At 62.9% G+C, this 25,834-nt stretch carries 26 protein-coding genes; 13 read left to right on the top strand and 13 right to left on the bottom strand.

Annotation, left to right across the window (positions count from 1 at the left end):
- Positions 1 to 52 precede the first annotated feature (52 nt).
- Together phaC and ACW9H9_RS03075 are read left to right on the top strand one after the other, a co-directional pair.
- Positions 53 to 1,735: a class II poly(R)-hydroxyalkanoic acid synthase gene (gene phaC, locus ACW9H9_RS03080; protein WP_457341545.1), complete on the top strand. Its 1,683-nt coding sequence runs from the start codon at positions 53 to 55 to the stop codon at positions 1,733 to 1,735.
- A gap of 27 nt (positions 1,736 to 1,762) precedes the next feature.
- Complete coding sequence (locus tag ACW9H9_RS03075; protein ID WP_457341544.1) at positions 1,763 to 2,383, top strand: TetR/AcrR family transcriptional regulator; 621 nt, start codon at positions 1,763 to 1,765, stop codon at positions 2,381 to 2,383.
- Between the two features lie 77 nt (positions 2,384 to 2,460).
- Here ACW9H9_RS03075 and ACW9H9_RS03070 read toward each other — a convergent pair whose 3' ends face one another.
- The 3 genes from ACW9H9_RS03070 to ACW9H9_RS03060 form a co-directional block, all read right to left on the bottom strand.
- Positions 2,461 to 3,408 (bottom strand): phasin family protein, encoded by a 948-nt coding sequence (locus ACW9H9_RS03070; protein ID WP_457341543.1) that lies wholly within the window; start codon positions 3,406 to 3,408, stop codon positions 2,461 to 2,463.
- 12 nt (positions 3,409 to 3,420) lie between these two features.
- Positions 3,421 to 3,843: a phasin family protein gene (locus tag ACW9H9_RS03065; protein WP_457341542.1), complete on the bottom strand. Its 423-nt coding sequence runs from the start codon at positions 3,841 to 3,843 to the stop codon at positions 3,421 to 3,423.
- Between the two features lie 104 nt (positions 3,844 to 3,947).
- A complete protein-coding gene (locus ACW9H9_RS03060; protein ID WP_457341541.1) occupies positions 3,948 to 4,223 on the bottom strand; it encodes a polyhydroxyalkanoic acid system family protein in 276 nt (91 codons plus the stop codon).
- Between the two features lie 143 nt (positions 4,224 to 4,366).
- Between ACW9H9_RS03060 and ubiE the strand changes: the two genes are divergently transcribed.
- The 11 genes from ubiE to ACW9H9_RS03005 all read left to right on the top strand — a co-directional run bounded on the left by ubiE (position 4,367) and on the right by ACW9H9_RS03005 (position 14,041).
- Positions 4,367 to 5,137 (top strand): bifunctional demethylmenaquinone methyltransferase/2-methoxy-6-polyprenyl-1,4-benzoquinol methylase UbiE, encoded by a 771-nt coding sequence (gene ubiE / locus ACW9H9_RS03055; protein WP_457341540.1) that lies wholly within the window; start codon positions 4,367 to 4,369, stop codon positions 5,135 to 5,137.
- Entirely contained in the window at positions 5,137 to 5,760 is a 624-nt protein-coding gene (locus ACW9H9_RS03050) for a ubiquinone biosynthesis accessory factor UbiJ (protein ID WP_457341539.1), read from the top strand. Before ubiE ends, ACW9H9_RS03050 begins: the two co-directional genes overlap by 1 nt.
- Positions 5,757 to 7,361 (top strand): ubiquinone biosynthesis regulatory protein kinase UbiB, encoded by a 1,605-nt coding sequence (gene ubiB, locus ACW9H9_RS03045; protein WP_457341538.1) that lies wholly within the window; start codon positions 5,757 to 5,759, stop codon positions 7,359 to 7,361. Before ACW9H9_RS03050 ends, ubiB begins: the two co-directional genes overlap by 4 nt.
- A 64-nt stretch (positions 7,362 to 7,425) precedes the next feature.
- Positions 7,426 to 7,818 carry a phosphoribosyl-AMP cyclohydrolase gene (hisI, locus tag ACW9H9_RS03040; protein ID WP_457341537.1) on the top strand — a complete coding sequence of 131 codons (393 nt, stop codon included), beginning with the start codon at positions 7,426 to 7,428 and terminating at the stop codon, positions 7,816 to 7,818.
- 1 nt (position 7,819) lies between these two features.
- Positions 7,820 to 8,152 carry a phosphoribosyl-ATP diphosphatase gene (locus tag ACW9H9_RS03035; RefSeq protein WP_457341536.1) on the top strand — a complete coding sequence of 111 codons (333 nt, stop codon included), beginning with the start codon at positions 7,820 to 7,822 and terminating at the stop codon, positions 8,150 to 8,152.
- Between the two features lie 25 nt (positions 8,153 to 8,177).
- On the top strand, positions 8,178 to 8,456 hold the full coding sequence (locus tag ACW9H9_RS03030) for a twin-arginine translocase TatA/TatE family subunit (RefSeq protein WP_457341535.1): 279 nt from the start codon (positions 8,178 to 8,180) through the stop codon (positions 8,454 to 8,456).
- A 10-nt stretch (positions 8,457 to 8,466) separates the two neighbouring features.
- Positions 8,467 to 8,865: a Sec-independent protein translocase protein TatB gene (gene tatB, locus ACW9H9_RS03025; protein ID WP_457341534.1), complete on the top strand. Its 399-nt coding sequence runs from the start codon at positions 8,467 to 8,469 to the stop codon at positions 8,863 to 8,865.
- A complete protein-coding gene (gene tatC / locus ACW9H9_RS03020; RefSeq protein WP_457341533.1) occupies positions 8,862 to 9,653 on the top strand; it encodes a twin-arginine translocase subunit TatC in 792 nt (263 codons plus the stop codon). The genes tatB and tatC overlap by 4 nt, the downstream gene beginning before the upstream one ends.
- Positions 9,650 to 10,357 carry a 16S rRNA (uracil(1498)-N(3))-methyltransferase gene (locus tag ACW9H9_RS03015; RefSeq protein WP_457341532.1) on the top strand — a complete coding sequence of 236 codons (708 nt, stop codon included), beginning with the start codon at positions 9,650 to 9,652 and terminating at the stop codon, positions 10,355 to 10,357. The genes tatC and ACW9H9_RS03015 overlap by 4 nt, the downstream gene beginning before the upstream one ends.
- 93 nt (positions 10,358 to 10,450) lie before the next feature.
- The gene (locus ACW9H9_RS03010) at positions 10,451 to 12,367 is read left to right on the top strand and encodes a methyl-accepting chemotaxis protein (protein WP_457341531.1); all 1,917 of its coding nucleotides are present in this window, start codon (positions 10,451 to 10,453) and stop codon (positions 12,365 to 12,367) included.
- A gap of 144 nt (positions 12,368 to 12,511) precedes the next feature.
- Positions 12,512 to 14,041 carry a methyl-accepting chemotaxis protein gene (locus ACW9H9_RS03005; protein WP_457341530.1) on the top strand — a complete coding sequence of 510 codons (1,530 nt, stop codon included), beginning with the start codon at positions 12,512 to 12,514 and terminating at the stop codon, positions 14,039 to 14,041.
- Here ACW9H9_RS03005 and ACW9H9_RS03000 read toward each other — a convergent pair whose 3' ends face one another.
- The 10 genes from ACW9H9_RS03000 to ACW9H9_RS02955 all read right to left on the bottom strand — a co-directional run bounded on the left by ACW9H9_RS03000 (position 14,042) and on the right by ACW9H9_RS02955 (position 25,823).
- Positions 14,042 to 14,776, bottom strand: a complete 735-nt coding sequence (locus tag ACW9H9_RS03000; protein WP_457341529.1) for an amino acid ABC transporter ATP-binding protein — start codon at positions 14,774 to 14,776, stop codon at positions 14,042 to 14,044. It abuts the gene before it with no gap.
- On the bottom strand, positions 14,769 to 15,728 hold the full coding sequence (locus ACW9H9_RS02995; protein ID WP_457341528.1) for an amino acid ABC transporter permease: 960 nt from the start codon (positions 15,726 to 15,728) through the stop codon (positions 14,769 to 14,771). Before ACW9H9_RS02995 ends, ACW9H9_RS03000 begins: the two co-directional genes overlap by 8 nt.
- A gap of 105 nt (positions 15,729 to 15,833) precedes the next feature.
- Complete coding sequence (locus ACW9H9_RS02990) at positions 15,834 to 16,631, bottom strand: transporter substrate-binding domain-containing protein (RefSeq protein ID WP_457341527.1); 798 nt, start codon at positions 16,629 to 16,631, stop codon at positions 15,834 to 15,836.
- A gap of 203 nt (positions 16,632 to 16,834) precedes the next feature.
- Positions 16,835 to 17,644 carry a transporter substrate-binding domain-containing protein gene (locus ACW9H9_RS02985; protein WP_457341526.1) on the bottom strand — a complete coding sequence of 270 codons (810 nt, stop codon included), beginning with the start codon at positions 17,642 to 17,644 and terminating at the stop codon, positions 16,835 to 16,837.
- Between the two features lie 196 nt (positions 17,645 to 17,840).
- Complete coding sequence (gene mdoH, locus ACW9H9_RS02980) at positions 17,841 to 20,411, bottom strand: glucans biosynthesis glucosyltransferase MdoH (protein WP_457341525.1); 2,571 nt, start codon at positions 20,409 to 20,411, stop codon at positions 17,841 to 17,843.
- The gene (locus ACW9H9_RS02975) at positions 20,404 to 22,152 is read right to left on the bottom strand and encodes a glucan biosynthesis protein G (RefSeq protein ID WP_457341524.1); all 1,749 of its coding nucleotides are present in this window, start codon (positions 22,150 to 22,152) and stop codon (positions 20,404 to 20,406) included. The genes mdoH and ACW9H9_RS02975 overlap by 8 nt, the downstream gene beginning before the upstream one ends.
- A gap of 267 nt (positions 22,153 to 22,419) precedes the next feature.
- Positions 22,420 to 22,857: a D-aminoacyl-tRNA deacylase gene (gene dtd / locus ACW9H9_RS02970; RefSeq protein WP_457341523.1), complete on the bottom strand. Its 438-nt coding sequence runs from the start codon at positions 22,855 to 22,857 to the stop codon at positions 22,420 to 22,422.
- Complete coding sequence (gene pip, locus ACW9H9_RS02965; RefSeq protein WP_457341522.1) at positions 22,854 to 23,825, bottom strand: prolyl aminopeptidase; 972 nt, start codon at positions 23,823 to 23,825, stop codon at positions 22,854 to 22,856. Before pip ends, dtd begins: the two co-directional genes overlap by 4 nt.
- A gap of 103 nt (positions 23,826 to 23,928) precedes the next feature.
- Positions 23,929 to 24,864 (bottom strand): alpha/beta hydrolase, encoded by a 936-nt coding sequence (locus ACW9H9_RS02960; RefSeq protein ID WP_457341521.1) that lies wholly within the window; start codon positions 24,862 to 24,864, stop codon positions 23,929 to 23,931.
- A 29-nt stretch (positions 24,865 to 24,893) separates the two neighbouring features.
- Positions 24,894 to 25,823: a choline ABC transporter substrate-binding protein gene (locus ACW9H9_RS02955; protein WP_457341520.1), complete on the bottom strand. Its 930-nt coding sequence runs from the start codon at positions 25,821 to 25,823 to the stop codon at positions 24,894 to 24,896.
- Positions 25,824 to 25,834 lie beyond the last annotated feature (11 nt).

Here is a 25,834-nt window from a genome sequence, read left to right as displayed (position 1 = left end):
ATGGTTCTCACTTGGCGTGCCTGCCGGTGGTTTGACGAAGGAGTGTTGGCTCATGCGCGAAAGACCCGCTACAGACCCGGCGCCCACCCCCGCCGCGTTTATCAATGCGCACAGCGCGATCACCGGCCTGCGCGGTCGCGATTTGTTGTCGACCCTGCGCAGCGTGGCGGCCCACGGGTTGCGCAACCCGCTGCACAGCGCCCGGCACGCCTTGGCCCTGGGCGGGCAATTGGGCCGGGTGTTGCTCGGTGAAACCGTGCATGTGCCCAACCCCCATGACAGCCGCTTTCGCGACCCCACGTGGGCGCTGAACCCGCTGTACCGGCGCAGCCTGCAAGCCTACTTGAGTTGGCAAAAACAGACGCAGCAGTGGATCAACGACAGCCACCTGAGTGCCGACGACCGTGCGCGGGCGCATTTCGCGTTTTCCCTGCTCAATGATGCGGTGGCGCCGTCCAACACCCTGCTCAACCCGCTGGCGATCAAGGAGCTGCTCAACTCCGGCGGCCACAGCCTGGTGCGCGGCGTCAGCAACCTGTTGGACGACGTGCTGCACAACAACGGCCTGCCGCGCCAAGTGACCAAACAGGCATTCGAGGTGGGCAAGACGGTGGCCACCACGCCAGGCTCGGTGGTGTTTCGCAACGAGCTGCTGGAGCTGATCCAGTACCGGCCCATGAGCGAAAAACAGTACGCCAAGCCGCTGCTGGTGGTGCCGCCACAAATCAACAAGTACTACATTTTTGACCTGAGCCCGGCCAACAGCTTTGTGCAGTACGCGCTGAAAAACAGCCTGCAGGTGTTTATGGTCAGCTGGCGCAACCCGGACGTGCGGCACCGCGAGTGGGGCCTGTCCACTTACGTCGCCGCCCTGGAAGAAGCGCTGAACGTGTGCCGGGCCATCACCGGCGCCCGCGACGTGAACCTGGTCGGCGCCTGCGCGGGCGGGCTCACCAGCGCCGCCCTGCAAGGCCACCTGCACGCCAAGCGCCAGCTGCGGCGCGTGTCCAGCGCCACCTACCTGGTGAGCCTGCTCGACAGCGAACTGGACAGCCCCGCCACGCTGTTTGCCGACGAGCAAACCCTTGAGGCGGCCAAGCGCCGCTCCTATCAACAGGGCGTGCTCGACGGGCGCGACATGGCCCGCGTGTTCGCCTGGATGCGCCCCAACGACCTGATCTGGAATTACTGGGTCAACAACTACCTGTTGGGCAAAGAGCCGCCGGCCTTCGACATCCTGTACTGGAACAACGACAACACCCGCCTGCCCGCCGCCCTGCACGGCGACCTGCTGGACTTTTTCAAGCACAACCCGCTGAGCCGCCCCGGTGCCCTGGAGGTGTGCGGCACGCCCATCGACCTGCAAAAGGTCACGGTGGACAGCTTCAGCGTGGCCGGGATCAACGACCACATCACGCCGTGGGATGCGGTGTACCGGTCCTCGTTGCGGCTGGGCGGCGACAAGCGCTTTGTGCTGTCCAACAGCGGGCACGTGCAAAGCATCCTCAACCCGCCGGGCAACCCCAAGGCCAACTTCGTCGAAAACACCCGCATGAGCAGCGACCCGCGCGCCTGGTACTACGACGCCAACCACGTCGAAGGCAGTTGGTGGCCGCAATGGCTGACGTGGGTGCAGCAACGCTCCGGCAGCCAGCGAGACACCCTCACCGCCCTGGGCAACCAGAATTACCCACCGCAGGAAGCAGCGCCCGGCACCTATGTGCGGGTGCGCTGAGCTCGACGCCCACGTTAAGAAGACTGCATGAAGACCCGCGACCGTATCCTTGAATGTGCCCTGCAGTTGTTCAACGAAAAGGGCGAACCGAACGTATCGACCATGGAGGTGGCCAATGAAATGGGGATCAGCCCGGGCAACCTCTACTACCACTTTCATGGCAAGGAGCCCCTGGTGCTCGGCCTGTTCGAGCGCTTCCAGAGCGAGCTGACCCCGCTGCTCGACCCACCGGAAGACGCCCAACTGGCCGCCGAGGATTACTGGCTGTTCCTGCACCTGATCGTGGAGCGCATGGCCCATTACCGCTTTCTGTTCCAGGACCTGTCGAACCTGGCCGGACGCTTGCCAAAGCTGGCCAAGGGCATTCGCAGCCTGCTGACGGCGCTCAAGCGCACGCTGGCCTCATTGCTGGCGCGACTCATGGCCCAAGGGCATGTGGTGAGCGACACGCAGGCACTGGGGCAACTGGTGGAGCAGATCACCCTGACCCTGCTGTTTTCACTCGATTACCAACGGATCCTGGACCGTGACGGCCAAGTGCGGGTGGTGGTGTACCAGATCATGATGCTGGTGGCGCCGCACCTGGTGATACCGGTCAGGTCTGCCACCGAGCGGTTTGCGCTGCGTTACCTGGACGACACCGATTAACCCGTCAAAAGCTTTTTAACCGCCCACAAAAACGCCCGACCTTCGCAGGCCGGGCGTTTTTGGGTGCCCTGAAAAAATCAGGACTGACTGGAGGCCGGGGTCGCCGGAGTTGCAGTCGGGGTGGTTGCGGCGGGCGTCGGTGCGGACACCGAGTTGGTCGCAGGTGCCGGGGTGGCAGGCTTGGCTGCGGCGGCGGGCTTGGGTGCAGCAGGCTTTTTCGCGCCAGCCGGTTTTTTCACCGCCGCAGGTTTGGCAGCGGGTTTTGCTGCTGCCTTGGCAACCGGCTTGGCGGCGGGTTTCGCAGCGGCAGGTTTAGCAGCGGCGGGTTTGGCAGCAGGCTTGGCGGCGGCCGTTTTAGCCGCAGGCTTGGCAGCCGGTTTTGCCGCGGGCTTGGCCGCAGGTTTGGCAGCCGCTTTTTTAGCCGCGACCGGTTTAGCAGCAGGCTTGGCAGCCGGTTTCGCCGCAGCGGTTTTAGCCGCGGGTTTAGCGGCAGGTTTAGCTGCTGCTTTGGCCGCAGGCCTGGCGGCAGCCTTGACCAATGGCTTGGCGGCCGTTTTTGCCGCCGGTTTGGCCGCTGCCGTTTTAGCCGCAGGCTTGGCAGCCGGTTTTGCCGCCGCAGCCTTTGGCGCCACTTTGGCACCGGTGAGTTTTTCGATTTGCTTGGTCAGGCTGTCGACCTTGCTGTGCAGCGCCTTCACTTCGGTTCGGCTGGGCACGCCCAGTCGTGAAATGGCGCTGTTGAGGCGCTTGTCAAAAGCCCCTTCCAGGTCGTTCCAGGTTTCGCTGATACGCGACTTTGCAGAACCGGCGGTGGCTTTTGCAGCCGTGAGTTGTTTGCCAACTGTGCTCTTGGTCAACTTCTCGGCTTTCTCGCCGTCTTTAACCAATGTCTCGAAGTATTTGCCGCCGTCACCGCTCACCTTCGAGTACACGCCTAAACCGGCCAGCCAGATCTTGCGGGAATATTTTTCAACTTCCCCGATCCACGAGCTGCCTTCTTTATCAGTAGTTTTTTTACCAGCCATCCCGTTGTCTCCTTAGTGTTTACGCGCGACACGTTCGAGCAATGCCGTTAGCTCATCGAGCTTAGCAGAGAGTGTCTCCACGTCATGTTTAGACGCAATGCCGATCCGATTCAAGGCACTTCCAACACGACGGTCAAACGCGCTTTCAACTTTATCCAGTTGCACTTCAACGTACCCTTTCACGCCGAAGACTTCGCGCTTGACTTGTTCAATCTGACTGTTGGCAGCATCGAGTTGTTCAATCACAACTTTTTTGCCTTTGCTTTCAACATGTTGACCGGTCTTAACAAGCTCCCTGAAGTACTCGGAGCCCTCACTGCCGACCTTGGAATACGCCCCCAGACCGGCCAGCCAGATCTTGCGCGCATAGGATTTAACGTCGCTCAGGCTGTGAGTACCGTTCGCGATTTTTTTCTTCAAAATAACTTTGGCCATGGTGCACCTCACACATAAAAGGGGGAGCCATTGCCCGCAGAAGTTGAGGGCCTGGGCACAAAGTAGGTAGAAAAATTAGAATCGGCACCCTAAGAAGCCCGCCCTCAGGCCAAGGCTTTATCCAGCGCTTTTTCGATTTCGGACTTGAGCGTGCCACTCATGGCCGACATTAACAGGCCCAAGTGCACCTCGATACGCAACGCGTCTTCAGTGACATTTACCGTGCCGTTTACCCCCGAGCGTTTCAGGCTCAAGGTATCGCCCGACCATGAAGATTCCAGGCCATAGTGCTCCTTGAGTTTATTGGCCAACTTGTCGGCCTTCTCCCGGGCAACGGCCTTGCCCAATGTATGTGTGCGTTCAACGATAATGCGGGCCATGGCAATGGCTCCTCTTTTAATAACGACGGGACACCCTTGCGTGCGGCAAAAGGTCTGGAGGGTCGCCCATCTTACCTTCACCCTTGCCAAGACAAAGCATGCCTTGGGGATTAGAATGCCCCCATTCTATTTTGGTGAGCGATATGACTGATCAGCGCAAAGGCAGCGATGCCGAACCCACCACTCACTTCGGCTACAAGAACGTCCCGGAAAGCCAGAAAGCGGAAAAAGTCGCCGAGGTGTTCCACTCCGTAGCCGCCAAATATGACCTGATGAACGACGTGCTCTCCGGCGGCATGCACCGCCTGTGGAAGCGTTTCACCATCGAACTGTCGGGTGTGCGCGTCGGCAACCGCGTGCTGGACATCGCCGGCGGCACGGGCGACCTGGCGGCCAAGTTCTCCAAACTCGTGGGCCCCACCGGCCAAGTGGTGCTGGCCGACATCAACGGCTCCATGCTCAAGGTCGGTCGCGACCGCCTGCTGGACAAAGGCGTGGCGGGAAATATCGAGTTCGTGCAGGCCGACGCCGAAAAGCTGCCGTTCCCCGATAACCACTTCGACTGCGTCACCATCGCCTTTGGCCTGCGCAACGTCACCCACAAAGAAGACGCGATCCGCTCCATGCTGCGCGTCCTCAAGCCGGGCGGGCGCCTGTTGGTGCTGGAGTTCTCCAAGCCCACCAACGCCTTGATGTCCAAGGTCTACGACACCTACTCGTTCGCCTTCATGCCGTTGATGGGCAAGCTGATCACCAATGACGCCGAGAGCTACCGCTACCTGGCCGAATCGATCCGCATGCACCCCGACCAGGAAACCCTCAAGTCGATGATGGTCGAGGCCGGTTTCGACCGCGTGACCTACCACAACATGACCTCCGGCATCGTCGCCCTGCACCGCGGCATCAAGCCCTGATGGTGCTCCAGGGCCTGCTCGCCAGCGTCGAACACGGCCTCAACCGTGTACTGCGCCTGGACAGCACCGCACTGGCGCGGCTCGCGCACTTGAACGGCAAAGTGATTGCCGTCGATTGCACCCGCCCCGCCCTGCAGCTGTTCATCCTGCCCAGCGATGAAGGCCTGACGCTCGCGGCTAACTGGGCCGCCGACGCTGACTGCACCTTGCGGGCACCGGGTGCAAGCCTGCTGCGCCTGGCCTTGAGCCGTGACAAGACCGCCATCCTCCACGGCCCCGACGTGGCGCTTGAAGGCGACAGCGGCGTACTCATGGACCTGGCCGCCGTGCTGCAAGACCTGGAGCTGGACTGGGAGTTCGAGCTGTCGCGCTGGATCGGCCCCGTGGCCACGCAACTGATCAGCGGTCACCTGCGCAGCCGCACCCGTTGGTATCAGCAGGGATTTGCCAGCCTTAACCAGAACCTGGCCGAATACCTGAGCGAAGAATCGCGCACCCTGGTAGGACAACGCGAAGCCGAAGCGCGCTTTCGTGAAATCGACCAGGCCAAACTCGACCTGGAACGCCTCGAGGCCCGCCTTGAGCGCCTCAAGCGTTCCCTTGATTCAAGCGATAACGCATGAAGCTGCTCGCCGTCCGCCGTCTGTTCCGTATCCAGCGCGTCGTCATTCGCTACCGCCTCGATGACCTGCTGTTCGCCCTGCCCCTGCCATGGTTCCTGCTGGCGGTGCGCTACGTGCTGCCGTGGCGCTGGTTCCCGCGCAAACAGCTGGAACTGAGCCGTGGCGCACGCCTGCGCCTGGCCTTGCAGGACCTGGGCCCGATCTTCATCAAGTTCGGCCAGATCCTCTCGACCCGCCGCGACCTGCTGCCCGAAGACATCGCCGACGAGCTGATGCTGCTGCAAGACCGCGTGCCGCCGTTCGACTCCAAACAATCGGTGAAGCTGATCGAAGAACAGTTGGGCAAGACCGTCGGCGAGGTGTTTCGCCGCTTCGACGTCGAGCCCCTGGCCTCCGCCTCCGTCGCGCAGGTGCACGCCGCGCAGCTCAAGAGCGGCGAAGAAGTGGTGGTCAAGGTGATCCGCCCCGGCCTCAAGCCGATCATCGGCCAGGACCTGGCGTGGCTGTTCATCCTGGCCCGCGCCGCCGAGCGCTTCTCTGCGGACGCGCGCCTGTTGCACCCGGTGGACGTGGTGGCCGACTACGAAAAAACCATCTACGACGAACTCGACCTGCTGCGCGAAGCCGCCAACGCCAGCCAGCTCAAGCGCAACTTCGAAGGCTCGCCGCTGCTGTACGTGCCCCAAGTGTATTGGGACCTGTGCCGCCCCAAAGTGCTGGTGATGGAGCGCATCTACGGCGTGCAGGTCACCGACCTCGCCACCCTGGCCGACCAGCGCACCGACATGAAAATGCTCGCCGAGCGCGGCGTCGAGATCTTCTTCACCCAGGTGTTTCGCGACAGCTTCTTCCACGCCGACATGCACCCCGGCAACATCTTTGTCAGCACGGTCAGCCCCTGGAGCCCGCAATACATCGCGATCGACTGCGGTATCGTCGGCAGCCTGACCCCCGAAGACCAGGACTACCTGGCCCGCAACCTGTTCGCCTTTTTCAAGCGTGACTACCGTCGCGTGGCGCAGTTGCACATCGACTCGGGCTGGGTGCCGGCCGAAACCAAACTCAACGAATTCGAAGCGGCCATCCGCACCGTCTGCGAGCCGATCTTTGAAAAACCGTTAAAGGATATTTCCTTCGGCCAGGTGCTGATGCGCCTGTTCCAGACCGCCCGACGCTTCAACATGGAAGTGCAGCCGCAACTGGTGCTGTTGCAAAAAACCCTGTTGAACATCGAAGGCCTGGGCCGCCAGCTTTACCCGGACCTGGACCTGTGGAACACCGCCCAGCCGTTCCTGGAACGTTGGATGCGCGAGCGCGTGAGCCCCAAAACCTTGCTGGGCAACCTGCACAGCCAGGTCGAGCAACTGCCGCACCTGGCCAACATGACCCGCGATCTGCTGGAACGCATGTCCCAGCCCCACGCCAACGACCCGCCGCCGCCCTGGCAGCGGCGCAAGGACGACTGGTTCCTGCGCCTGCTGGGCGCCGCGCACCTGTGCGGCGGCGTGATTCTGGCGACCGGCGGTCCGTTGCCCGGGCTGGCTTACTGGCCAGCTGGCATCATGGTGGCCGTGGGTGTTTATCTGATCGTGCGTCGATAACCCATCCGGTTATACACTGTCACACATTGCCGTGGCTGACCGGGCCCGGTTGTCGGAGTCGAACATGAAAGACTGGCTGGACGAAATCAAATGGGACAGTGACGGCCTCGTGCCGGCCATTGCCCAGGACTACAAGACCGGGCGCGTGCTGATGATGGCCTGGATGAATCGCGAGGCGCTGAGCCTGACTGCGGCCGAGAACCGCGCCATTTACTGGTCGCGCTCGCGGGCCAAGCTGTGGCGCAAGGGTGAAGAGTCCGGCCACGTACAAACGCTGCACGAGATGCGCATCGACTGCGACGCCGATGTGGTCATCCTCAAGGTCGAGCAGATCGGCGACATCGCCTGCCACACTGGCCGCCACAGCTGCTTTTACCGCGTGTTCGAGAACGGCGCGTGGAAAACCGTGGAGCCGGTGCTCAAAGACCCGCACGCCATCTATTCGCCAGGACACTGACATGAGCGATACCCTCAACCGCGTGGCCCAGGTGCTGGAAGACCGCAAAGGTGCGGATGCCGACACCTCCTACGTCGCCAGCCTGTATCACAAAGGGCTGAACAAAATTCTGGAGAAACTGGGCGAGGAGTCGGTGGAAACCATCATCGCCGCCAAGGATGCGCAACTCAGCGGGGATTACAGCGATGTAATCTATGAAACCGCCGACTTGTGGTTCCATAGCCTGGTCATGCTGGCCCAACTGGGGCAGCATCCACAGGCCGTGCTGGATGAACTGGACCGTCGCTTCGGCTTGTCCGGGCATGCCGAAAAGGCCTCGCGCCCGTCCGCCTGAATAACTTTTACAGAGGAATTGCAGCATGGGCATTTTTGACTGGAAACACTGGATCGTCATTCTGGTGGTGGTTGTCCTGGTGTTCGGCACCAAGAAACTCAAAAACCTGGGCACCGACGTGGGCGAGTCGATCAAAGGCTTTCGCAAGGCCATGAACGACGACGAAAAACCCGCCGACCCTGCCGCCAACCCGGTGCCACCGGCTCAGCCCGTGCACCCTCAGGCCGCTCAGCCGATCACCGAGCGTCGCACCTTCGACGTGCAGGCCGAGCACGTCAAAGAGCAGAACCACAAAGACTCGTGAGTACTGACTAATGTTTGGTATCAGTTTTTCTGAACTGCTGCTCGTAGGCCTCGTGGCCCTGCTGGTACTGGGGCCGGAGCGCCTGCCCGGCGCCGCGCGCACGGCGGGCCTGTGGATCGGGCGCCTCAAACGCAGCTTCAATGCCATCAAACAGGAAGTTGAACGGGAAATTGGCGCCGACGAGATCCGTCGGCAACTGCACAACGAGCACATTCTGTCGCTGGAGCAAGAGACGCGCAAACTGCTCACGCCCAACGAGCCGGTCACGCCTGCGCAGCCAGTAGCGGAGCAGTCCATCGCGCCGCCTGCCGCCGCGGAGCCTGCGCCCCAGGCCCCGACAGAACCCGCGCCGACGCCCGCTGCGGCGCCTGCTCCCCACGACCCTACATTGCCGCCGCGAGCCCCATGAGCGCTGATAAACCGGAAAACGACCAGCACATGCCGCTGGTTTCGCACCTCACCGAGCTGCGCACCCGCCTGCTGCGTTGTGTCGCGGCCATTTTCATCATCTTTGCCGGGTTGTTCGCCTTTACCCAGCAGATCTACACGTTTGTCTCCACGCCGCTGCGCCAGTACCTGCCAGCGGGCGCGACGATGATCGCCACCGACGTGTCGTCGCCGTTCCTCACCCCGCTCAAGCTCACCATGATGGTGTCGCTGTTCCTGGCGATCCCGGTGATCCTGCACCAGATCTGGGGCTTTATCGCACCGGGCCTGTACAAGCACGAAAAGCGCATCGCCGTGCCGCTGCTGGTGTCGAGCATCCTGCTGTTCTACACCGGCATGGCGTTCGCGTACTTCCTGGTGTTCCCGCTGATCTTCAAGTTCTTCGCCGCCGCCACCCCGGCCGGGGTGGAGATGATGACCGACATCACCAGCTACCTCGATTTTGTGATGACGCTGTTCTTCGCCTTTGGCGTGGCCTTCGAGATCCCCGTGGCCGTGGTGCTGCTGGTGTGGATCGGCGTGGTCGACGTCAAATACCTGAAGAAAATCCGCCCGTACGTGATCATCGGCTGCTTTGTGGTCGGCATGATCCTGACCCCGCCGGACATCTTCTCCCAGACCCTGCTGGCCGTGCCGATGTGGCTGTTGTTCGAGATCGGCATCCTGTTCGGTAGCCTGGTGAGCAAACGCGGCGAGCACCCCGACGACCGGCCTGCCGACGACGACCAGCCACCAGCGACCCAGCCGTGAACCTGCTGCTGCTAGAAGAGGCCGACTTTATCGCGGCCGACCGGGTGGTGCTGCGTGATCGGCGCCTGGTGCACATGCAGCAGGTGCACCAGTGCGAGGTGGGCGACCGCCTGCGCGTTGGCCGCATCAATGGGTTGATGGGCAGCGCCCAACTGCTGCGCCTGGAAGCCCGCGAAGCCGAGCTGCACGTGACGCTGGACCAGCCGCCACCGGCCAAACTGCCGCTGACCCTGCTGCTGGCCCTGCCCCGTCCGAAAATGTTGCGCCGGGTGCTGCAAACCGTGGCCGCCATGGGCGTACCCAAGGTGATACTGCTCAACAGCTATCGGGTCGAAAAAAGCTTCTGGCAAACCCCGTTCCTGCAACCCGGGGCGATTCGCGAGCAACTGATCCTCGGCCTGGAACAGGCCCGCGACACGGTGCTGCCCGAGATCATCATCGAAAAACGCTTCAAACCGTTCGTCGAAGACCGCCTGCCCGCCCTGGCCCACGGCACCCTCGGCCTGATCGGCCATCCCGGCGACTACCCGGCCTGCCCGCGCGGGCTGGACGAGCCGGTGACCCTGGCCATCGGCCCGGAGGGTGGCTGGATTCCGTATGAAGTGGACCTGCTGACCAACGCAGGCTTGCAGCCTGTGCAACTGGGCGTGCGCATCCTGCGCGTGGAAACCGCCGTCACCGCCCTGCTCGCCCGCCTTTTTTAAAGCGCAACGGGCGCGCCTCTGGCCTACAGAAGCGCGCCCGCCTGCCGATACCCTCCGTATAAGTCCAAGCCTTGGTCCAGGGGAGTTCGCAGCATGCATGGTTGGTTAGCCGAAAAACTGGGAAATGTCAGCGTCAATCGCAAGCTGGGCACCGGTTTCAGCCTGGTGTTGATCCTGACGCTGCTGATCACCTTTACCGGCTGGACCGGCTTGAGCGAAGTGATCAACCGGGGCGATAAGCTGGGCTACCTCTCCAGCCTCAACGCACTGACCAAAGACCTGCGCCTGGCCCGCCTGGACTTTGAAATGCGCCGTGGCGAGCAAGGCACAGGCGCGGTCGACGCGCTGATCGAACAACTGAGCAGCGGCCTCAAAACCGCCGAAACCCTGATCGAACAGCCCGCCGACAACGCCCTGGTCGAGCAACAACTGGAGGCCCTGAACCTGTACAAGCGGGCCTTTGCCGCCATGGTCCAGTCCGGCCTCAAGCGTGAAGGCGCGCGCAGCAAACTGGGCGACACCGCCGACAACGCGGTGGACAAAATCAACGAGATCGAAAAATCCCTGCTGCAAGGCGACAGCGTGACCCGGTTCAACAGCGTGGTCGAGCTGAGCAAGCTGGTCCAGCAAGCGCGCTTCCAGGTGCGCGGCTACACCTACAGCGCCAAGGTCGAGGCCGAGCAGCCCGCGCTGGACGCCATCGACAACGCCCTGAAGAAAATCACCGAACTCACAGGCCAGTTGCCCGAGCAGTATCAAGCCAACCTGCAACAGGCCGGCACCTCGTTGCAGGCCTACCGCGCCGCTGTCAGCCAGTACCGCGACTCCCAGACCGCTGCCGCCGCCGCCCTGAAAACCATGGCCGCCCAAGGCGATGTGCTGCTCGAACACAGCAACCAGCTCACCGTCTCACAAACCGCCGTGCGCGACGCCGACGCCGCGCAGGCGCGCTACCAACTGCTGCTGGCCACCGGCCTTGCACTGCTCTTTGGCGTGATCGCGGCCTGGGCCATCACCCGTCAGATCGTCATCCCGCTGAACCAGACCCTCAAGGTCGCCGAACGCGTGGCGGGCGGCGACTTGAGCCACAACCTCAACTCCACCCGCCGGGACGAACTCGGCCAACTGCAACGCGCCATGCAAAGCATGACCGTGGGCCTGCGCGAGTTGATCGGCGGCATCAGTGACGGCGTCACCCAGATCGCCAGCGCCGCCGAGCAGTTGTCCGCCGTGACCGAACAGACCAGCGCCGGGGTCAACAGCCAGAAAGTGGAAACCGACCAGGTGGCCACCGCCATGAACGAAATGGCGGCCACCGTGCAGGAAGTGGCGCGCAATGCCGAGGAAGCCTCCGAAGCCGCCGTGGCCGCCGACCAGCAAGCGCGCGAAGGCGACAAAGTGGTCAGCGAAGCCATCGCGCAGATCGAACGCCTGGCCAGCGAAGTGGGGCACTCCACCGAGGCCATGGGCCACCTGCAACGCGAAAGCGACAAGATCGGCAGCGTGCTCGACGTGATCAAGTCCGTGGCCCAGCAAACCAACCTGCTGGCCCTCAACGCCGCCATCGAGGCGGCCCGTGCCGGGGAAGCCGGGCGCGGGTTTGCGGTGGTCGCCGATGAAGTCCGCAGCCTGGCCCAACGCACCCAGAAGTCCACCGAAGAGATCGAAGCGCTGATCGCCAGCCTGCAAAGCGGCACCCAGCAAGTGGCGGGCATCATGGACAACAGCCGCACCCTCACCGGCAGCAGCGTCGAACTGACCCGCCGCGCTGGCAGCGCCCTGGAAAACATCAACCGCACGGTGTCGGCGATCCAAGCGATGAACCTGCAAATCGCCACGGCGGCCGAGCAGCAGACTGCGGTGGCCGAAGAAATCAACCGCAGCGTGTTGAATGTGCGGGATGTGTCTGAACAGACCTCGGCCGCCAGCGAGGAAACCGCCGCGTCCAGCGCCGAACTGGCGCGATTGGGGGTGTACCTGCAATCGTTGGTCGGACGTTTCCGTATTTGACCTTCCCCCGGGTGGCGGCCAATTACAGCCGTCGCCCTGCGCAACTTGTGAAATCTCCTACACGTTTTTCAGGCCCCCACAGCCCCCGCCGCGCGCCGAATCGTTTTAGCGTGCCAGCTGTCTTCGACCTGCTGGAGGTTCACTATGTTTCGTCGGCTCACCCATGCGCTGGGTAACGCCAGTGTCCGGCTCAAGCTTGCCCTGGGTTTTGGCCAGGTCCTGGTCCTCAGCCTGGTGATTGCACTGACCGGCTGGCAATCCTTGAACGCCGTGCTGTACCGCTCGGAAACCCTGAGCACCCTGTCGCAACTGGCCGTGACCGGCGAAGAACTGCGCGCCGACCACCTGCTGTACCAGGCCCTGGGCGACCCCAAGCGCCTGGACAACATCAGCCTGCACACCGAAAAACTCGACCTGCACCTGGCCACCCTTTCCACCCGCCTCAAAGACCCCGACGACCTCAAGCACGTGCAGGAGGCCAGCCGCCTGACCGCTGGTTTCAAGGCCGCCTCGGGCAGTGAGCTCCAGGCCGGGCTGGAGCAGTTGCTGGCGCACAGCGACCAGCTGAGCCAGGGCCAGACCCGCAAGCGCAACCAGGAAGCCAGTCAGACGCGCACCCTACTGCTGGCCGTGACCAGCATCGCTTTGTTGCTGGGAACGCTGGCAGCCTGGGTGATCGCCCGGCAAATTGCCCTGCCGCTGCGCGAAGCCCTGGCCACGGCCAACCGCATTGCCGAGGGCGACTTGAGCCAGCGCCCGCAGGCCAGGCGCCAGGATGAGCTGGGCCAGTTGCAACGGAGCATGGCGCAGATGAGCGCCAACCTGCGCGAGTTGATCAGCGGGATTGGCGACAACGCCCGGGAGATCGCCAGCGCCGCCGAACAGCTGTCGGCCGTGACCGAACAGACCCGCACCGGAGTGAAAAACCAACAAGAGGAAACCGACCTGGTCGCGACTGCCATGGACCAAATGCTCGTCAACGCCCTGGAGGTGGCGCGCCACGCCGAGGCCGCCGCAGTGGCCGCGACCGAAGCCGACCAGCAGACCCACCTCGGTGACCGGGTGGTGGCGCAGGCCATTACCCAGGTCGAACAACTCGCCCGGGAAATGGCGCGCTCAAGCCAGGCGATGCAACAGTTTCACCAGGACGGCCAGAGGATCGGCGGCGTGCTGGAGGTGATCAAGTCGGTGTCGCAACAAACCAACTTGCTGGCCCTCAACGCCGCCATCGAGGCCGCCCGTGCAGGCCCAGCAGGCCAGGGGTTTGCCGTGGTCGCCGACGAAGTGCGCAGCCTGGCCCTGCGCACCCAGGCCTCGGCCGAGGAAATCGAAACGCTGATTGCCGGGCTGCACAGCGGCACCCGGCACGTGGTCGACATCATGGACAGCAGCAGCGCCCTGACCGACAACAGCGTGACCCTGAGCTGCGACGTCGGCGCCGCGCTCGCAGCCATCGCGCGCACCGTGGCGGTGATTCAGGACATGAACCCGCAGATCGCCGCGGCCGCCCAGCAACAAAGCGCGGTGGCCGAAGAGATCAACCGCAGCGTGCTGAACGTGCGCGACGTGGCACAACAGACGGCCGCCGCCACCGAGCAGACGGCGGCGGCGAGCCTTCAACTGGCGCGACTGGGCGTGAGCCTGCAGGCGTGGGTCGGCAAGTTCAGGCTGTGATCACAACACCTGGCGCAGGAACGCCTGGGCGCGGGGGTCTTGGGGCGCGTCGAAGAACGCGGCGGGGGCGGCATCTTCCAGCAGCTTGCCATGGTCGAAGAACAGCACCCGGTCGGCCACCTCACGGGCAAAACCCATCTCGTGGGTGACGCAGACCATGGTCATGCCTTCCAGCGCCAGGGTCTTCATCACGTCCAGCACTTCGCCGACCATCTCGGGGTCGAGCGCCGACGTGGGTTCGTCAAACAGCATCACCTTGGGCTCCATCGCCAGCGCCCGGGCGATGGCGACGCGCTGCTGCTGGCCGCCGGACAGCCGCGACGGGAATTCGTGGGCCTTCTGGGCGATACCGACCTTTTCCAGCAAGGCCAGCGCCTTGGCTTCGCGCTCTTTCTTGCCGCGCTTGCGCACCACCTTTTGGGCCAGGCAGAGGTTTTCCAGCACGGTCATGTGCGGGAACAGATTGAAGTGCTGGAACACCATGCCGACTTCGCGGCGGTAGGCGTTCACGTCGGTCCTGGGGTCGGCCAGTTGCAGGCCGTCGATGCTCACCGAGCCCGAATCGAATGCTTCAAGGCCGTTGAGGCAACGCAAAAAGGTGGACTTGCCCGAGCCCGACGGGCCGATCACCACCAGCACTTCACCCCTGGCCACCTGGGTGCTCACGTTGTCCACCGCGCGCACCACCTGCCCACGGGTGTCGAAGACTTTTACCAGATCGCGGACTTCAATCACTTTGCGCGAGCCTCCGCTCAAGCCGGCTGGCGATTTTCGACAGCGGCAGGTTGATCAACAGGTACAGGCCTGCGACGCAGAACAGGATTTCAAATGGCGAAAACGACGTGGTGATTACCTCGCGACCGCTCTTGAGCAGTTCGGTAATGGCGATCACCGACACCAGGGACGTGTCCTTGACCAGGCTGATAAATTGCCCGGCCAGCGGCGGCAGCACGCGCTTGAGCGCCTGCGGCAACACCACATGGCGCATCGACTGGCCCGCGCTCAAGCCCAGCGAGCGGGCGGCTTCGTTCTGGCCACGGGCGATGGACTGCACGCCCGCGCGGATGATTTCCGCCACGTAGGCGCCGGTGAACAGCGACAGCGCGGCGATACCGGCAATTTCCCGCGACAGGTTGAGCACGGTGCCGATAAAGAAATAGAAAATGAAGATCTGCACCAACAGCGGCGTACCACGCACCAGTTCGACGTAGATCGTCGACAAATCGCGCAAGGTCGGGTTGTTGGACAGCCGACACAACCCCGTCGCCAGGCCGATCAACAGCCCCAGCACGCCAGACACCAGCGACAGCCACAAGGTGGTCCACAAGCCAAACACCAGCGGCCCTGCCGCCCAGTGACGGGTCACGCCCACCACGTCGCCCTCGGCCAGGTCATCGCCGCGGGCAACCTGCACGCTGTTGTCTGCCACGCTCAAATGCTGCTCGGCGCCCGCCTCGTTGCGCAGGGTGACTTCAGCGGTATCGCCATTGCGCACCAGTTCCACCACGGTGGAGATATCCGCCGCCCGCTGGGAGGTTTCCGCCTGGTAGGCGAAGTATTGCGGCACACGGTTCCAGCGCCATTCATAAGACATCAGCGACGTGGCGTAATACAACGCGCCAGCCACGCCGATCAGCACCAGCACGGTGAGCACGTGCCAGGGCCATTGGGCTTTTTTCTGTTTCATTTAAGGTTCCGCAAGGGGTGTCGCCTGTCAGGCCGCCACCGCAGGCAAGCCCGCGCTCACAGAGGAGCCGGGCTTGATGCGATGAGGCCGACGCGGTGTGCGCTGTTATTCCATGTCCTTGAGCCACTCGGAGCTCTTGAACCACTTGTCATGGATGCGATCGTAGGTGCCGTCGTTGCGGATCTGGTGCAGGAAGTTGTTGATGAAGTTGATGCTGTCGTAGTCGCCCTTTTTCAGGCCAAACGCCAGGGGCTCGTAGGTGAAGGGTTCGTCCAGGAACACCAGCTTGCCGTTGCCGACTTTTTTCTCGGCGACCACGTTGTACGGGGCGTCATACACAAATGCGTCGGCCTTGCCGTTGACCACGTCGAGCACGCCTTCCTGCTCGTTGTCGTAGCCGTGATACTTGGCCTTGGAGATCAGCTTTTTGGCCACCATCTCGCCGGTAGTGCCCAGCTTGGAGGTAAGGCGGTATTGCTCGTCGTTCAGGTCTTTGTAGGACTTGATGGTGCCTTCCAGGTCCTTGCGAATCAGCAGGGTCTGGCCCACCACGATAAAGGGTTCGCTGAAGTTCAGGCGCAGGTTGCGTTCCTGGGTGAGGGTCATGCCGCTGCCGATCATGTCGAACTTGCCGGTGAGGAACGCCGGGATGATCCCGTCGTAACCGGTGGACACCAGTTCCAGCTTGACGCCCATGGACTTGGCCATGGCCTTGAGCAGGTCGACTTCAAACCCGATGATTTCGCCGCGTTTGTTGGTCATCTCGAACGGCATGTAGGTCGGGTCCATGCCGACTTTCAGCGTTCCGCGCTTGACCGCATCATCGATGGCGCCAGCCTGCGCCGTATTGGCTGCCACCAGTGCGGTGACGCCCAACAGCAGCATCGACAGATACTTTTTCATCATCAAGTCCCCTGAACTCATTTTGGTGTGAGGCTGGCGCGCAACGGGCTGCACCATTTCGGGGTGCGATGCTAACCCACTCACCGCCCGGGACAAAGGTTTCGCCCCTAATTGTTGCCAGGAGATGACAGAAAAGCCCCACGACGGTGCAACGAACCCTTCTGGTAGACAGCAACGCCGTCAATCCACTGAAATGTAAGAAGTTATGACTCAGGTGCCATTTCGGCCCACCACGCCGTGTCCCGAAACCACTTGTCGTGCAGCCGGTCGTAGGTGCCGTCCTGGGCGATCTGATTGAGGAAATGGTTGATCCAGTTGAGGCTGTCGTAGTCACCCTTCCTCAGGCCGAACGCCAGGGGCTCATAGGTGAAGGGTTGTTCCAGAAACAGCAGCTTTTCGTGCTCCGGCCGGGCCATGGCGAGCAGGTTGTACGGCGCATCGTGGATAAACGCATCGGCCTTGCCCAGCAGCACCTCACGCACGCCCTCTTCGGGGGTGGGGAAACTGCGCAACTGCGCGGCGCCCAGAAAACGCTCGGCAGCCGCTTCGCCGGTGGTGCCTTCGGTGGCAACGATGCGGTAGCCGGATTCGTTGAGGTCTTCGATGCTGCTCACCTGGCCCACCAGGCGCGGGTGCAGGATGGCGGTCTGGCCGACGATGATGAACGCGTCGCTGAAATTGAGCTTGAGGTTGCGCTGCGCGGTGACGGTCATGCCGCTGCCGATCAGGTCGAAGCGGTCGGCCGCAAGGCTTGGGATCAGTTCGGTGTAGGGCACGCTCACCAGTTCCAGGCGTACGCCCAATGCGCGGCTCATTTCCCGCAGCAGGTCAATTTCAAAGCCGACGATACGCCCGCGTTTGTCGGTCATTTCAAACGGCACATAACTGGGGTGGGTGCCCACTTTGAGCGTGCCGCGCCGCACCGCCTCGTCGATGGCCCCCGCGCTGGCAGCCTGCCCGTGCAAAAACACGACGATGCCCCACAGCAGCATCGACCCATATCGCTTGATCATGAAAAACCCCAATGTCGTGACTGCGCCCGAGGGTATCCAGGCGAATTGGGGCGCGATCCTAGCGCACTCGCGAGCACGCCAATACGCCGCGAAGGCGGGTCTTTTGTATCCAAATAACTGGCTGGGGAAGACCGATAAAACGCCGTAGGACCGGCGTTTCAAACGCCCCCGGGCAGGTCGCTCGGGGGCGTCGGAATCAGGCGGGTTGCGCCTGGGACATCAGCGGTTGCAAGGGCAGCAACGGCGCGTGCGGGTCGGCTTTGATCGAGTCACGCCAGGCACTCAGCCACTCGCCGTGGGACTCGCTCCACACCAGCTCATGCAGGCGGGCCAGGGCCACCGGGTCGCTGAGCAGGGCCAGACGCTCGCCGTTATTGAGGCCGGCCGGGCCGACTTTCAATGCGTGGCGAACCCGCTCGGTACGCAGCCACTCGATCGGCTCGGCCTGACCGTGACGCGATGTTGCCAAGGCGCACGCCAGGGCGTTTTGCTGCGGGTCGACCACCGACCGCACAAAACCGTCATTGAGCGCATGCCAACGGTTTTCGTGGGTGTACTGCTCGGTCGACAGCAACGCCTGGGGCGGGTTGTATTCCTCGGGGATCAAAAACAGGCTCTCATCGCGAGACTTGAGGCCCAGCTTGACCCGGCTCGAGATCACCGACACCGGAATAGACAGCATCAGCGAACCCACGATCGGCACCAGCCACCACAGGAAGCTTGGGTTCAACCACACCACCAGCAGCGCCCACAGAAAGCCCAGCACGGTTTGCGGGCCGTGGCGCTTGGCCGCTTCGCTCCAGGGGGTGGAGTCGTCGTCACGCTGGGGCGAGTTCCAGGTGGCCGCCCACCCCAGGAACGCCGCCAGCACGAAGCGGGTGTGGAAGATCATGCGCACCGGCGCCAGCAGCATGGAGAACAGCATCTCCAGCAGCATCGACACCGTTACCTTGAACTTGCCGCCGAACTCTTTGGCGCCCTTGGCCCAGATCAGGATGATGCTGAGCAATTTAGGCAGGAACAGCAGCACGATGGTAGTGGAGAACAGCGCCACTGCCTTGTCCGGATGCCACTGCGGCCACAGCGGGTACAACTGGCGCGGCGCCATGAAGTACTGGGGCTCCATCAAGGTGTTCACCGCCAGCAACGCGGTGGACAACACCAGGAACAGGAACCACAACGGCGCCGACAGGTACGACATCACGCCGGTGAGGAACACCGCACGGTGCACCGGGTGCATGCCCTTGACCAGGAACAGGCGGAAGTTCATCAGGTTGCCGTGGCACCAGCGGCGGTCACGCTTGAGTTCGTCCAAAAGGTTAGGCGGCAACTCTTCGTAGCTGCCCGGCAGGTCGTAGGCAATCCACACGCCCCAACCGGCGCGGCGCATCAGCGCGGCTTCAACGAAGTCGTGGGACAGGATCGAACCTGCAAACGCGCCTTTGCCCGGCAACGGCGCCAGGGCGCAGTGCTCGATGAACGGCTTCATGCGGATGATCGCGTTGTGGCCCCAGTAGTGGGATTCGCCCAACTGCCAGAAGTGCAGACCGGCGGTGAACAACGGGCCGTACACCCGGGTGGCGAACTGCTGCATGCGCGCATACAGCGTGTCCATGCCCGAGGCACGCGGCGCGGTCTGGATGATCCCGGCGTCTGGCGTGGCTTCCATCAGGCGCACCAGGCTGGTCAGGCATTCGCCGCTCATGACGCTGTCAGCGTCGAGGACCACCATGTATTTGTATTCGCCGCCCCAGCGACGGCAGAAGTCGTCGAGGTTGCCGCTCTTGCGCTTGACGCGGCGACGGCGGCGGCGATAGAAAATCTTGCCGAAGCCCCCGGCTTCACGGCACACATCGAGCCAGGCCTGCTGTTCGGCGATGCAGATGTCGGCGTCGTTACTGTCGCTGAGCACAAAAAAGTCGAAGCGGTCCAGGTCGCCCGTGGCGGCCACCGACTCGAAGGTGGCGCGCAAACCGGCAAACACCCGTGGCACGTCTTCGTTGCAGATCGGCATCACCAGGGCGGTGCGCGCGTCTTTTGGAATGGGCTCGTTACCGGCACTTTTACCGGAGATGCGGTATTTATCGTGACCGGTCAGCAGTTCCAGAAAGCCCATCAGCGCGGTCCAGAAACCGGCGGACACCCAGCAGAACAAAATCCCGAACATGATCAGGATGCTGGTTTGCAAGGCGTAAGGCAGTACCTGAGTGGCGGTTTGCAGCAAGGTCTGGTTGCGGATCTCGTCAAAGGAAACGAGCGACCAGCCCTGATACGGCATGATGCCTTTCATGTACCAGCCCGCCACGATGGTCTGGCCGAGCATCAATACCAGCAGGATATAGCGACGGATCGAACCCACGGTGCGCCAGCGCGCGGCCGGCAGGACGCGTTCGTCCTTGGGCGGGGCCGGCGGGTTGGTGCGGCCGGTCAGGCGGCGCCAGCCACGCACCAGGATATTGGTGCGCCACGGCTCCGGCACCACCCGAGTGCGGTGGATCGGCGGGGTGGCCTTGAGGCACACCCGACCGCTGGCGTCGAGCGCCAGCATTTCGGCATCTTGCAGTTCCTGGGCCGTGTTGAGCGTCAACCGGCGGCCCACCGACGCCTGGGCGGCGTCGGCAGGCGCATCGAACGTGCTGGAAGACAGCCGCTCGTGCAGTTCGCTGAAAGACTGGCAGCCCGCCAATTCGGCGCGCTGCTCGGCGGTCATCGGCAGGTGGGCCAGGTACTCGGCCAGCGTCTCTGGCTGAACGTGTGAATTACTCATCGGCAGGCAACTGATAGCTCCAGGTTTCGGTCAGGACCTGCTCGGTCTTGTCCGGCTCCGGTGTGGCAGGGGCAGCGGCTTCAGGCTGCTTGGCGTCCTTGTCCTTGGCTTCCTTGGCGTCTTTCTTGGCCTGTTTCTCGTGCTGCTTGGCCAAGAGCTTGTCTGCCTTGAGTACCTGGGTAGAGACTTTTTCGGGCTCGGTCTTGACGATGTCCTGGACCAGGGCGGCGCGCATTTCGGTGGGTTTGCCCGCGTCCTTCATCTTCAGGCGCAGGGTCAGGCGCCAGCCTTGGGTGTGCGGGTTGTAGCGCACGCTGTTCTCGACGACTTCGGCGTTGTCGCCGACGCTGACCTGGCTGCGCACGGGCGCATCGGTCGGCAGGGCCTTGAGGGACGGGCCCTCGAAGTCCACCAGATACGCCACGCTGCCATCGGGCTGGCGGATCAGGTTCGACTGCTTCACGTCGCCAGTCGAACGCAGGGTCTGCATGACCCAGGCGCTGTCCTTGCCGTGCAGGGAAGCCTCGTCCATGGTCCAGTGCAAGCGGTAGCTGACATCCAGGGGTTCACCGGGCTTGGGCAGTTGGGCCGGGCTCCAGAACGCCACGATGTTGTCGTTGGTTTCGTCAGCCGTCGGGATCTCTACGAGGTCCACCGACCCTTTGCCCCAGTCGCCGTCCGGCTCGATCCAGGCGCTTGGGCGCTTGTCGTAGTTGTCGTCCAGGTCTTCGTAGTGGCTGAAGTCGCGGCCACGTTGCAGCAGGCCGAAACCACGCGGGTTTTCCACCGAGAAGTTGCTGACCGACAGGTGTTTGGGGTTGTTCAGCGGGCGCCAGATCCACTCGTCGTTGCCGGCATGAATCGACAAACCACTGGAGTCATGCAGTTCACGACGGTAGTTGAGGACCTTGGACGGCTGGTTGGCGCCGAACAGGTACATGCTGGTCAGCGGGGCCACGCCCAGTTTGCTGACCTTGTCGCGCAGGAACATCTGGGACTTGACGTCCACGACGGTGTCGGTGCCCGGGCGCAGAATCAGGCGATAAGCGCCGGTGGCACGCGGCGAGTCCAGCAGGGCAAAAATCACGAGGTGCTTGTCACCCGGTTTTGGACGCTCGATCCAGAACTCGGTGAAACGCGGGAATTCTTCGCCAGACGGCAGCGCGGTGTCGATGGCCATGCCGCGGGCGGACAGGCCGTAGACCTGGTCCTTGCCGATCACGCGGAAATAGCTCGCGCCCAGCATGGTCATGATTTCGTCTTGCTTGTCTTCCTTGTTGATCGGATACAAGACGCGGAAACCGGCGTAACCGAGCTGCTCGGTGGCCTTGGGGTCGAACTTGACGTCGCCGAAATCGAAACGACTCGGGTCGTACTTGATTTCCTGCACGCTGTCGGCGGTGACTTCGTTGATCTTCACCGGCGTGTCGAAATGCATGCCCTGGTGATAGAAGGACAGCTTGAACGGGGTTTTCTGATCGGCCCACTCGGCTTTTTCGTTACGGAAACGAATTTTCTGGTAGTCGGCGAATTTCATTTCGCGAAATTCGTTCGGCAGATTGCTGCGCGGAGCTTCGTATTTCTGCCCGGCCAGCTCTTTTGCCTTGGCCGACACATCATCCAGACTGAATGCCCACAACTGACCCGCGCCGAACAAGCAAAACAGGGCGGAGCCCGTTACCAGTGCGTTTCGCAACCGTTTGGCAGACAATTTTGGTGCATTAATGGGACTAACAATCACGAGCAACCCTCGCCGAAAACAGATCATAAAACCAACGGCCAGCTATCTATATGCCAGGTTGGCGAGCATTGTTCCGACTGCCACAGGGCTAAATGATTCCCCAAAAGCTGTCGGACAAGTCTCTACCTAAGTCAAAAACGGACCAAACTACGCTGATCTCTGTAGCGCGCGATTATCTAGCAGCCCGCGAGACAACGCATCAGGGGCAACCAAGTATTTGTAGCGAAATCCGGTGTTTTTAGGCATTGGAAGTCGTTTTTAATACATTCAGGTCTGCAACAGGAGTGTCACAGGGCCATCATTGACCAAATGGACCTGCATGTCCGCCCCAAAACGCCCCGCCGCTACCTTGTCATGCAATTGTTGCGCTTGTAACAACAGGTAATGGAAAAGCGCCTCACCCAAGGCTGGCGGTGCCGCCTTGGAGAAGCTGGGACGCAAGCCACTGCGCGTATCCGCCGCCAGCGTAAACTGCGACACCAGCAGCAAACCGCCGCCAATGTCCTTCAAGGACAGGTTCATCTTGCCCTCATCATCGCTGAACACCCGATAGTTAAGCAGCTTATGCAGCAGCTTGTCGGCGCTCGCCTGTGTGTCACCCGGCTCGACCGCTACCAGCACCAGCAAACCCTGCTCGATGGCCCCGACCTGTTCGCCCGCGACTTCGACCCGGGCGCCACGCACCCGCTGCAAAAGCCCTTTCATGCTTCTTCAGGCGGCAAATCAAGCAGGCGCCGTGCCAGTTGGCTCGCCGCGCGCACCAGGGCGTCGGTAATACCGGGTTCAGAGGCCGCATGCCCGGCCTCGCGGATGATCTGCAGCTCACTGTTGGGCCATGCCTGGTGCAGCGCCCAGGCGTTGTCCAGCGGGCAGATCATATCGTAGCGGCCATGCACGATTACGCCAGGCAAGTGGGCGATCTTGTGCATGTCGCGAATCAGCTGGTCGGGCTCAAGGAATGCATTGTTGGTGAAGTAGTGGCACTCGATACGCGCAATCGACAACGCCCGCTGTGGCTCGCTGAAGCGGTCCACCACCAACGGGTTGGGGCGCAGGGTGGCGGTGCGGCCTTCCCAGATCGACCAGGCCTTGGCCGCATGCATCTGGGCAATCTGGTCGGTGCCGGTCAGGCGTTTGTGAAAGGCGCCCAACAGGTCGTGGCGCTCGTCCTGCGGGATCGGCGCGATGTAGTCCTGCCAGTAATCCGGGAACAGGCGGCTGGCGCCCGCCTGGTAGAACCATTCGATTTCCTGCGGGCGCGCCAGGAAGATGCCGCGCACGATCAGGCCATGGACGCGCTCGGGGTGGGTTTGTGCGTAGGCCAGCGCCAGGGTCGAGCCCCAGGAGCCGCCGAACACCACCCATTTGTCGATGCCCAGGTGCTGGCGAATGCGTTCGAGGTCGGCGACCAGGTCCCAGGTGGTGTTGTTTTCAAGGCTGGCATGCGGGGTGGAGCGCCCGCACCCGCGCTGATCGAACGTCACGATGCGGTACAGGCTTGGATCAAAGTAGCGACGGCTCTGGGCATCGCACCCGGCACCCGGGCCGCCGTGAATGAACACCACGGGCAAGCCTTCCGGGGAACCGCTTTCGTCGACATACAGGACGTGGGTGTCATCGACGGCCAGATCGTGCCGGGCGTAGGGTTTGATCTGCGGGTACAAAGTCTGCATTGCGCGCTCCGTAAGGGTTCGAGTCCATCCCTGGGGGGACGTCGGTAATTATGCCGTCAGGCATCATAAACCCGAATTGTGCAATGAGTATGCCCCCCGCGATTCAGCCCCCGGTCAACAGAACTTCACTCAGGTAGCCCAGCAGGTAGTCGTACAAATGATCGACCTCCACCGCCTGCCCGCGTGCCCGCAGGCAGCCGTGCACCAGCCCTTTGCCGGGGTACAGCGTGGCGGGCACACCGGCGGCGTTCAGGCGTTCGGCGTACAGCAGGCCGTCGTCGCGCAGCGGGTCGAACTGGGCGACGGCGATCAGCGCGGGCGCCAGGCCGCTGAAGTCGCCTGCCAGCAGCGGCATGGCATACGGCGACGGGGCGCCCGGCCCGCGCAGGTACAGCGCCCGGTAGCACTCGGTGTCAGCGGTACTGAGCAGCGGCGCATCCGCGCAGTCGCGGCGCGAGGGCAAGTCGTGCGGGCCGCCGAGGCCGGGGTAAATCAGCACCTGGGCGCGGGGCTGGGTGTGGCCGTCGTCCCTCAGGCCCAGGCACAGGGCGGCGGCCAGGTTGCCGCCCGCGCTGTCGCCTGCCACCACCACGCGCTCAAGGTTGATCGGCAGCGGCGCATCGCCCGCCTGGATGGCCTGCCACACGGCGCGGCAATCCTGATAAGCCGCCGGGAAGGGGTGCTCGGGCGCCAGCCGGTAGTCGATGGCGATCACCAGTACGCTCAGGGCAGCGGCCAGTTCAAAGCACATGAAATCGTGAGAATCCAGCCCGCCCACCACCCAACCGCCGCCGTGCATATAAAGGATGCACGGCCAGCCGCCCTGGGGGGCTGGCCCGGCCGGTTGGTAGCTGCGTACGCCTACGCCTGCCAGCGCAACATCCGACACCTGTACGCCTTGGGGCGTTGGCGGGGTGAACGCGCGGCACATGCGGTTGTAGTTTTCACGCAGCCCGGCCAGCGAGCTGTCGCCGCTGGTGAAGGATTCGGTGTGCTCGACAAAGGCCGCCAGGGGCCGCGAGATCGGATAGTGCGACATACACAAAGGGCCCCGACGGTTAAAAACGCTTACTTGAGGCTGGCCTGCACGGCCGCTACGCCGTCCTTGCCATCAAAGGTGGTGACGCCCGCCAGCCAGCGCTGCAGGTCGGCGGGGTTGTCGCGCAGCCATTGCCGGGCGACGTCCTGGGGCGTCTTGCGCTCGATGATCGGCACCATCAACTGGCTTTCCTGCGCCGCGCTGAACCTCAGGTTTTCCAGCAGGCGTTTCACGTTCGGGCAGCGCTCGGCGTAATCCGGCGCGGTGACGGTGGACACGGTCGCCCGGCCCTCGTCCGGCCCGAACACGTCTTCGCTGCCGGTCAGGTAGGCCATCTTCATGTTGATGTTCATGGGGTGTGGGGTCCACCCGACAAACACCACGAACTCCTTGCGGTTCACTGCCCGCTGCACCGCCGCGAGCATGCCCGCCTCGCCCGACGCCACCAGCTTGAAGCCGCCGAGGCCAAAGCGGTTGGTGTCGATCATGTTCTGGATATCGGTGTTGGCGCCACTGCCGGGCTCGATGCCGTAGAGCTTGCCGCCTAGCTGGTCCTTGAAGCGGGCAATGTCGGCAAAGGTCTTGAGGCCCGCGTCGGCCACGTATTGCGGCACGGCCAGGGTGGCCTGGGCGTCGGAAAGGCTGGGGGTGTCGAAGACTTTGACCTGCTTGGCCGCCAGGAACGGTGCGATGTTGTTGTCCATCGCAGGCTTCCAGTAGCCCAGGAAGATGTCCAGGCGCTTGTCGCGGATGCCGGCAAAGATGATTTGCTGCACGGCGCTGGTCTGCTTGCTGTCATAGCCAAGCCCGGTGAGTAACACATCGGCCATGCCCGAGGTGGCCACCACGTCGGTCCAACTGACCACGCCCATGCGCACCGCCTTGCAGGAAGCGGGGTCGGCGGCCAGGGCGTTGGCGCTCAACAGCGCAGCGCAGGTGAGGGTTAACAGTCTTTTCATCGAAGGGATCT

The organism is Pseudomonas sp. SDO5215_S409, assembly GCF_054071325.1.
Note: the sequence above shows the minus strand (reverse complement) of the source record. Positions and strands in the feature narration are given on the sequence as shown.

What these genes read in the sequence shown, in the direction of transcription:
- phaC (WP_457341545.1), top strand. Translation starts at nt 53, where the DNA reads ATGCGCGAAAGACCCGCTACAGACCCGGCGCCCACCCCCGCCGCGTTT.
- ACW9H9_RS03075 (WP_457341544.1), top strand. Translation starts at nt 1,763, where the DNA reads ATGAAGACCCGCGACCGTATCCTTGAATGTGCCCTGCAGTTGTTCAAC.
- ACW9H9_RS03070 (WP_457341543.1), bottom strand. Translation starts at nt 3,408, where the DNA reads ATGGCTGGTAAAAAAACTACTGATAAAGAAGGCAGCTCGTGGATCGGG.
- ACW9H9_RS03065 (WP_457341542.1), bottom strand. Translation starts at nt 3,843, where the DNA reads ATGGCCAAAGTTATTTTGAAGAAAAAAATCGCGAACGGTACTCACAGC.
- ACW9H9_RS03060 (WP_457341541.1), bottom strand. Translation starts at nt 4,223, where the DNA reads ATGGCCCGCATTATCGTTGAACGCACACATACATTGGGCAAGGCCGTT.
- ubiE (WP_457341540.1), top strand. Translation starts at nt 4,367, where the DNA reads ATGACTGATCAGCGCAAAGGCAGCGATGCCGAACCCACCACTCACTTC.
- ACW9H9_RS03050 (WP_457341539.1), top strand. Translation starts at nt 5,137, where the DNA reads ATGGTGCTCCAGGGCCTGCTCGCCAGCGTCGAACACGGCCTCAACCGT.
- ubiB (WP_457341538.1), top strand. Translation starts at nt 5,757, where the DNA reads ATGAAGCTGCTCGCCGTCCGCCGTCTGTTCCGTATCCAGCGCGTCGTC.
- hisI (WP_457341537.1), top strand. Translation starts at nt 7,426, where the DNA reads ATGAAAGACTGGCTGGACGAAATCAAATGGGACAGTGACGGCCTCGTG.
- ACW9H9_RS03035 (WP_457341536.1), top strand. Translation starts at nt 7,820, where the DNA reads ATGAGCGATACCCTCAACCGCGTGGCCCAGGTGCTGGAAGACCGCAAA.
- ACW9H9_RS03030 (WP_457341535.1), top strand. Translation starts at nt 8,178, where the DNA reads ATGGGCATTTTTGACTGGAAACACTGGATCGTCATTCTGGTGGTGGTT.
- tatB (WP_457341534.1), top strand. Translation starts at nt 8,467, where the DNA reads ATGTTTGGTATCAGTTTTTCTGAACTGCTGCTCGTAGGCCTCGTGGCC.
- tatC (WP_457341533.1), top strand. Translation starts at nt 8,862, where the DNA reads ATGAGCGCTGATAAACCGGAAAACGACCAGCACATGCCGCTGGTTTCG.
- ACW9H9_RS03010 (WP_457341531.1), top strand. Translation starts at nt 10,451, where the DNA reads ATGCATGGTTGGTTAGCCGAAAAACTGGGAAATGTCAGCGTCAATCGC.
- ACW9H9_RS03005 (WP_457341530.1), top strand. Translation starts at nt 12,512, where the DNA reads ATGTTTCGTCGGCTCACCCATGCGCTGGGTAACGCCAGTGTCCGGCTC.
- ACW9H9_RS02995 (WP_457341528.1), bottom strand. Translation starts at nt 15,728, where the DNA reads ATGAAACAGAAAAAAGCCCAATGGCCCTGGCACGTGCTCACCGTGCTG.
- ACW9H9_RS02990 (WP_457341527.1), bottom strand. Translation starts at nt 16,631, where the DNA reads ATGAAAAAGTATCTGTCGATGCTGCTGTTGGGCGTCACCGCACTGGTG.
- ACW9H9_RS02985 (WP_457341526.1), bottom strand. Translation starts at nt 17,644, where the DNA reads ATGATCAAGCGATATGGGTCGATGCTGCTGTGGGGCATCGTCGTGTTT.
- mdoH (WP_457341525.1), bottom strand. Translation starts at nt 20,411, where the DNA reads ATGAGTAATTCACACGTTCAGCCAGAGACGCTGGCCGAGTACCTGGCC.
- dtd (WP_457341523.1), bottom strand. Translation starts at nt 22,857, where the DNA reads ATGAAAGGGCTTTTGCAGCGGGTGCGTGGCGCCCGGGTCGAAGTCGCG.
- pip (WP_457341522.1), bottom strand. Translation starts at nt 23,825, where the DNA reads ATGCAGACTTTGTACCCGCAGATCAAACCCTACGCCCGGCACGATCTG.
- ACW9H9_RS02960 (WP_457341521.1), bottom strand. Translation starts at nt 24,864, where the DNA reads ATGTCGCACTATCCGATCTCGCGGCCCCTGGCGGCCTTTGTCGAGCAC.
- ACW9H9_RS02955 (WP_457341520.1), bottom strand. Translation starts at nt 25,823, where the DNA reads ATGAAAAGACTGTTAACCCTCACCTGCGCTGCGCTGTTGAGCGCCAAC.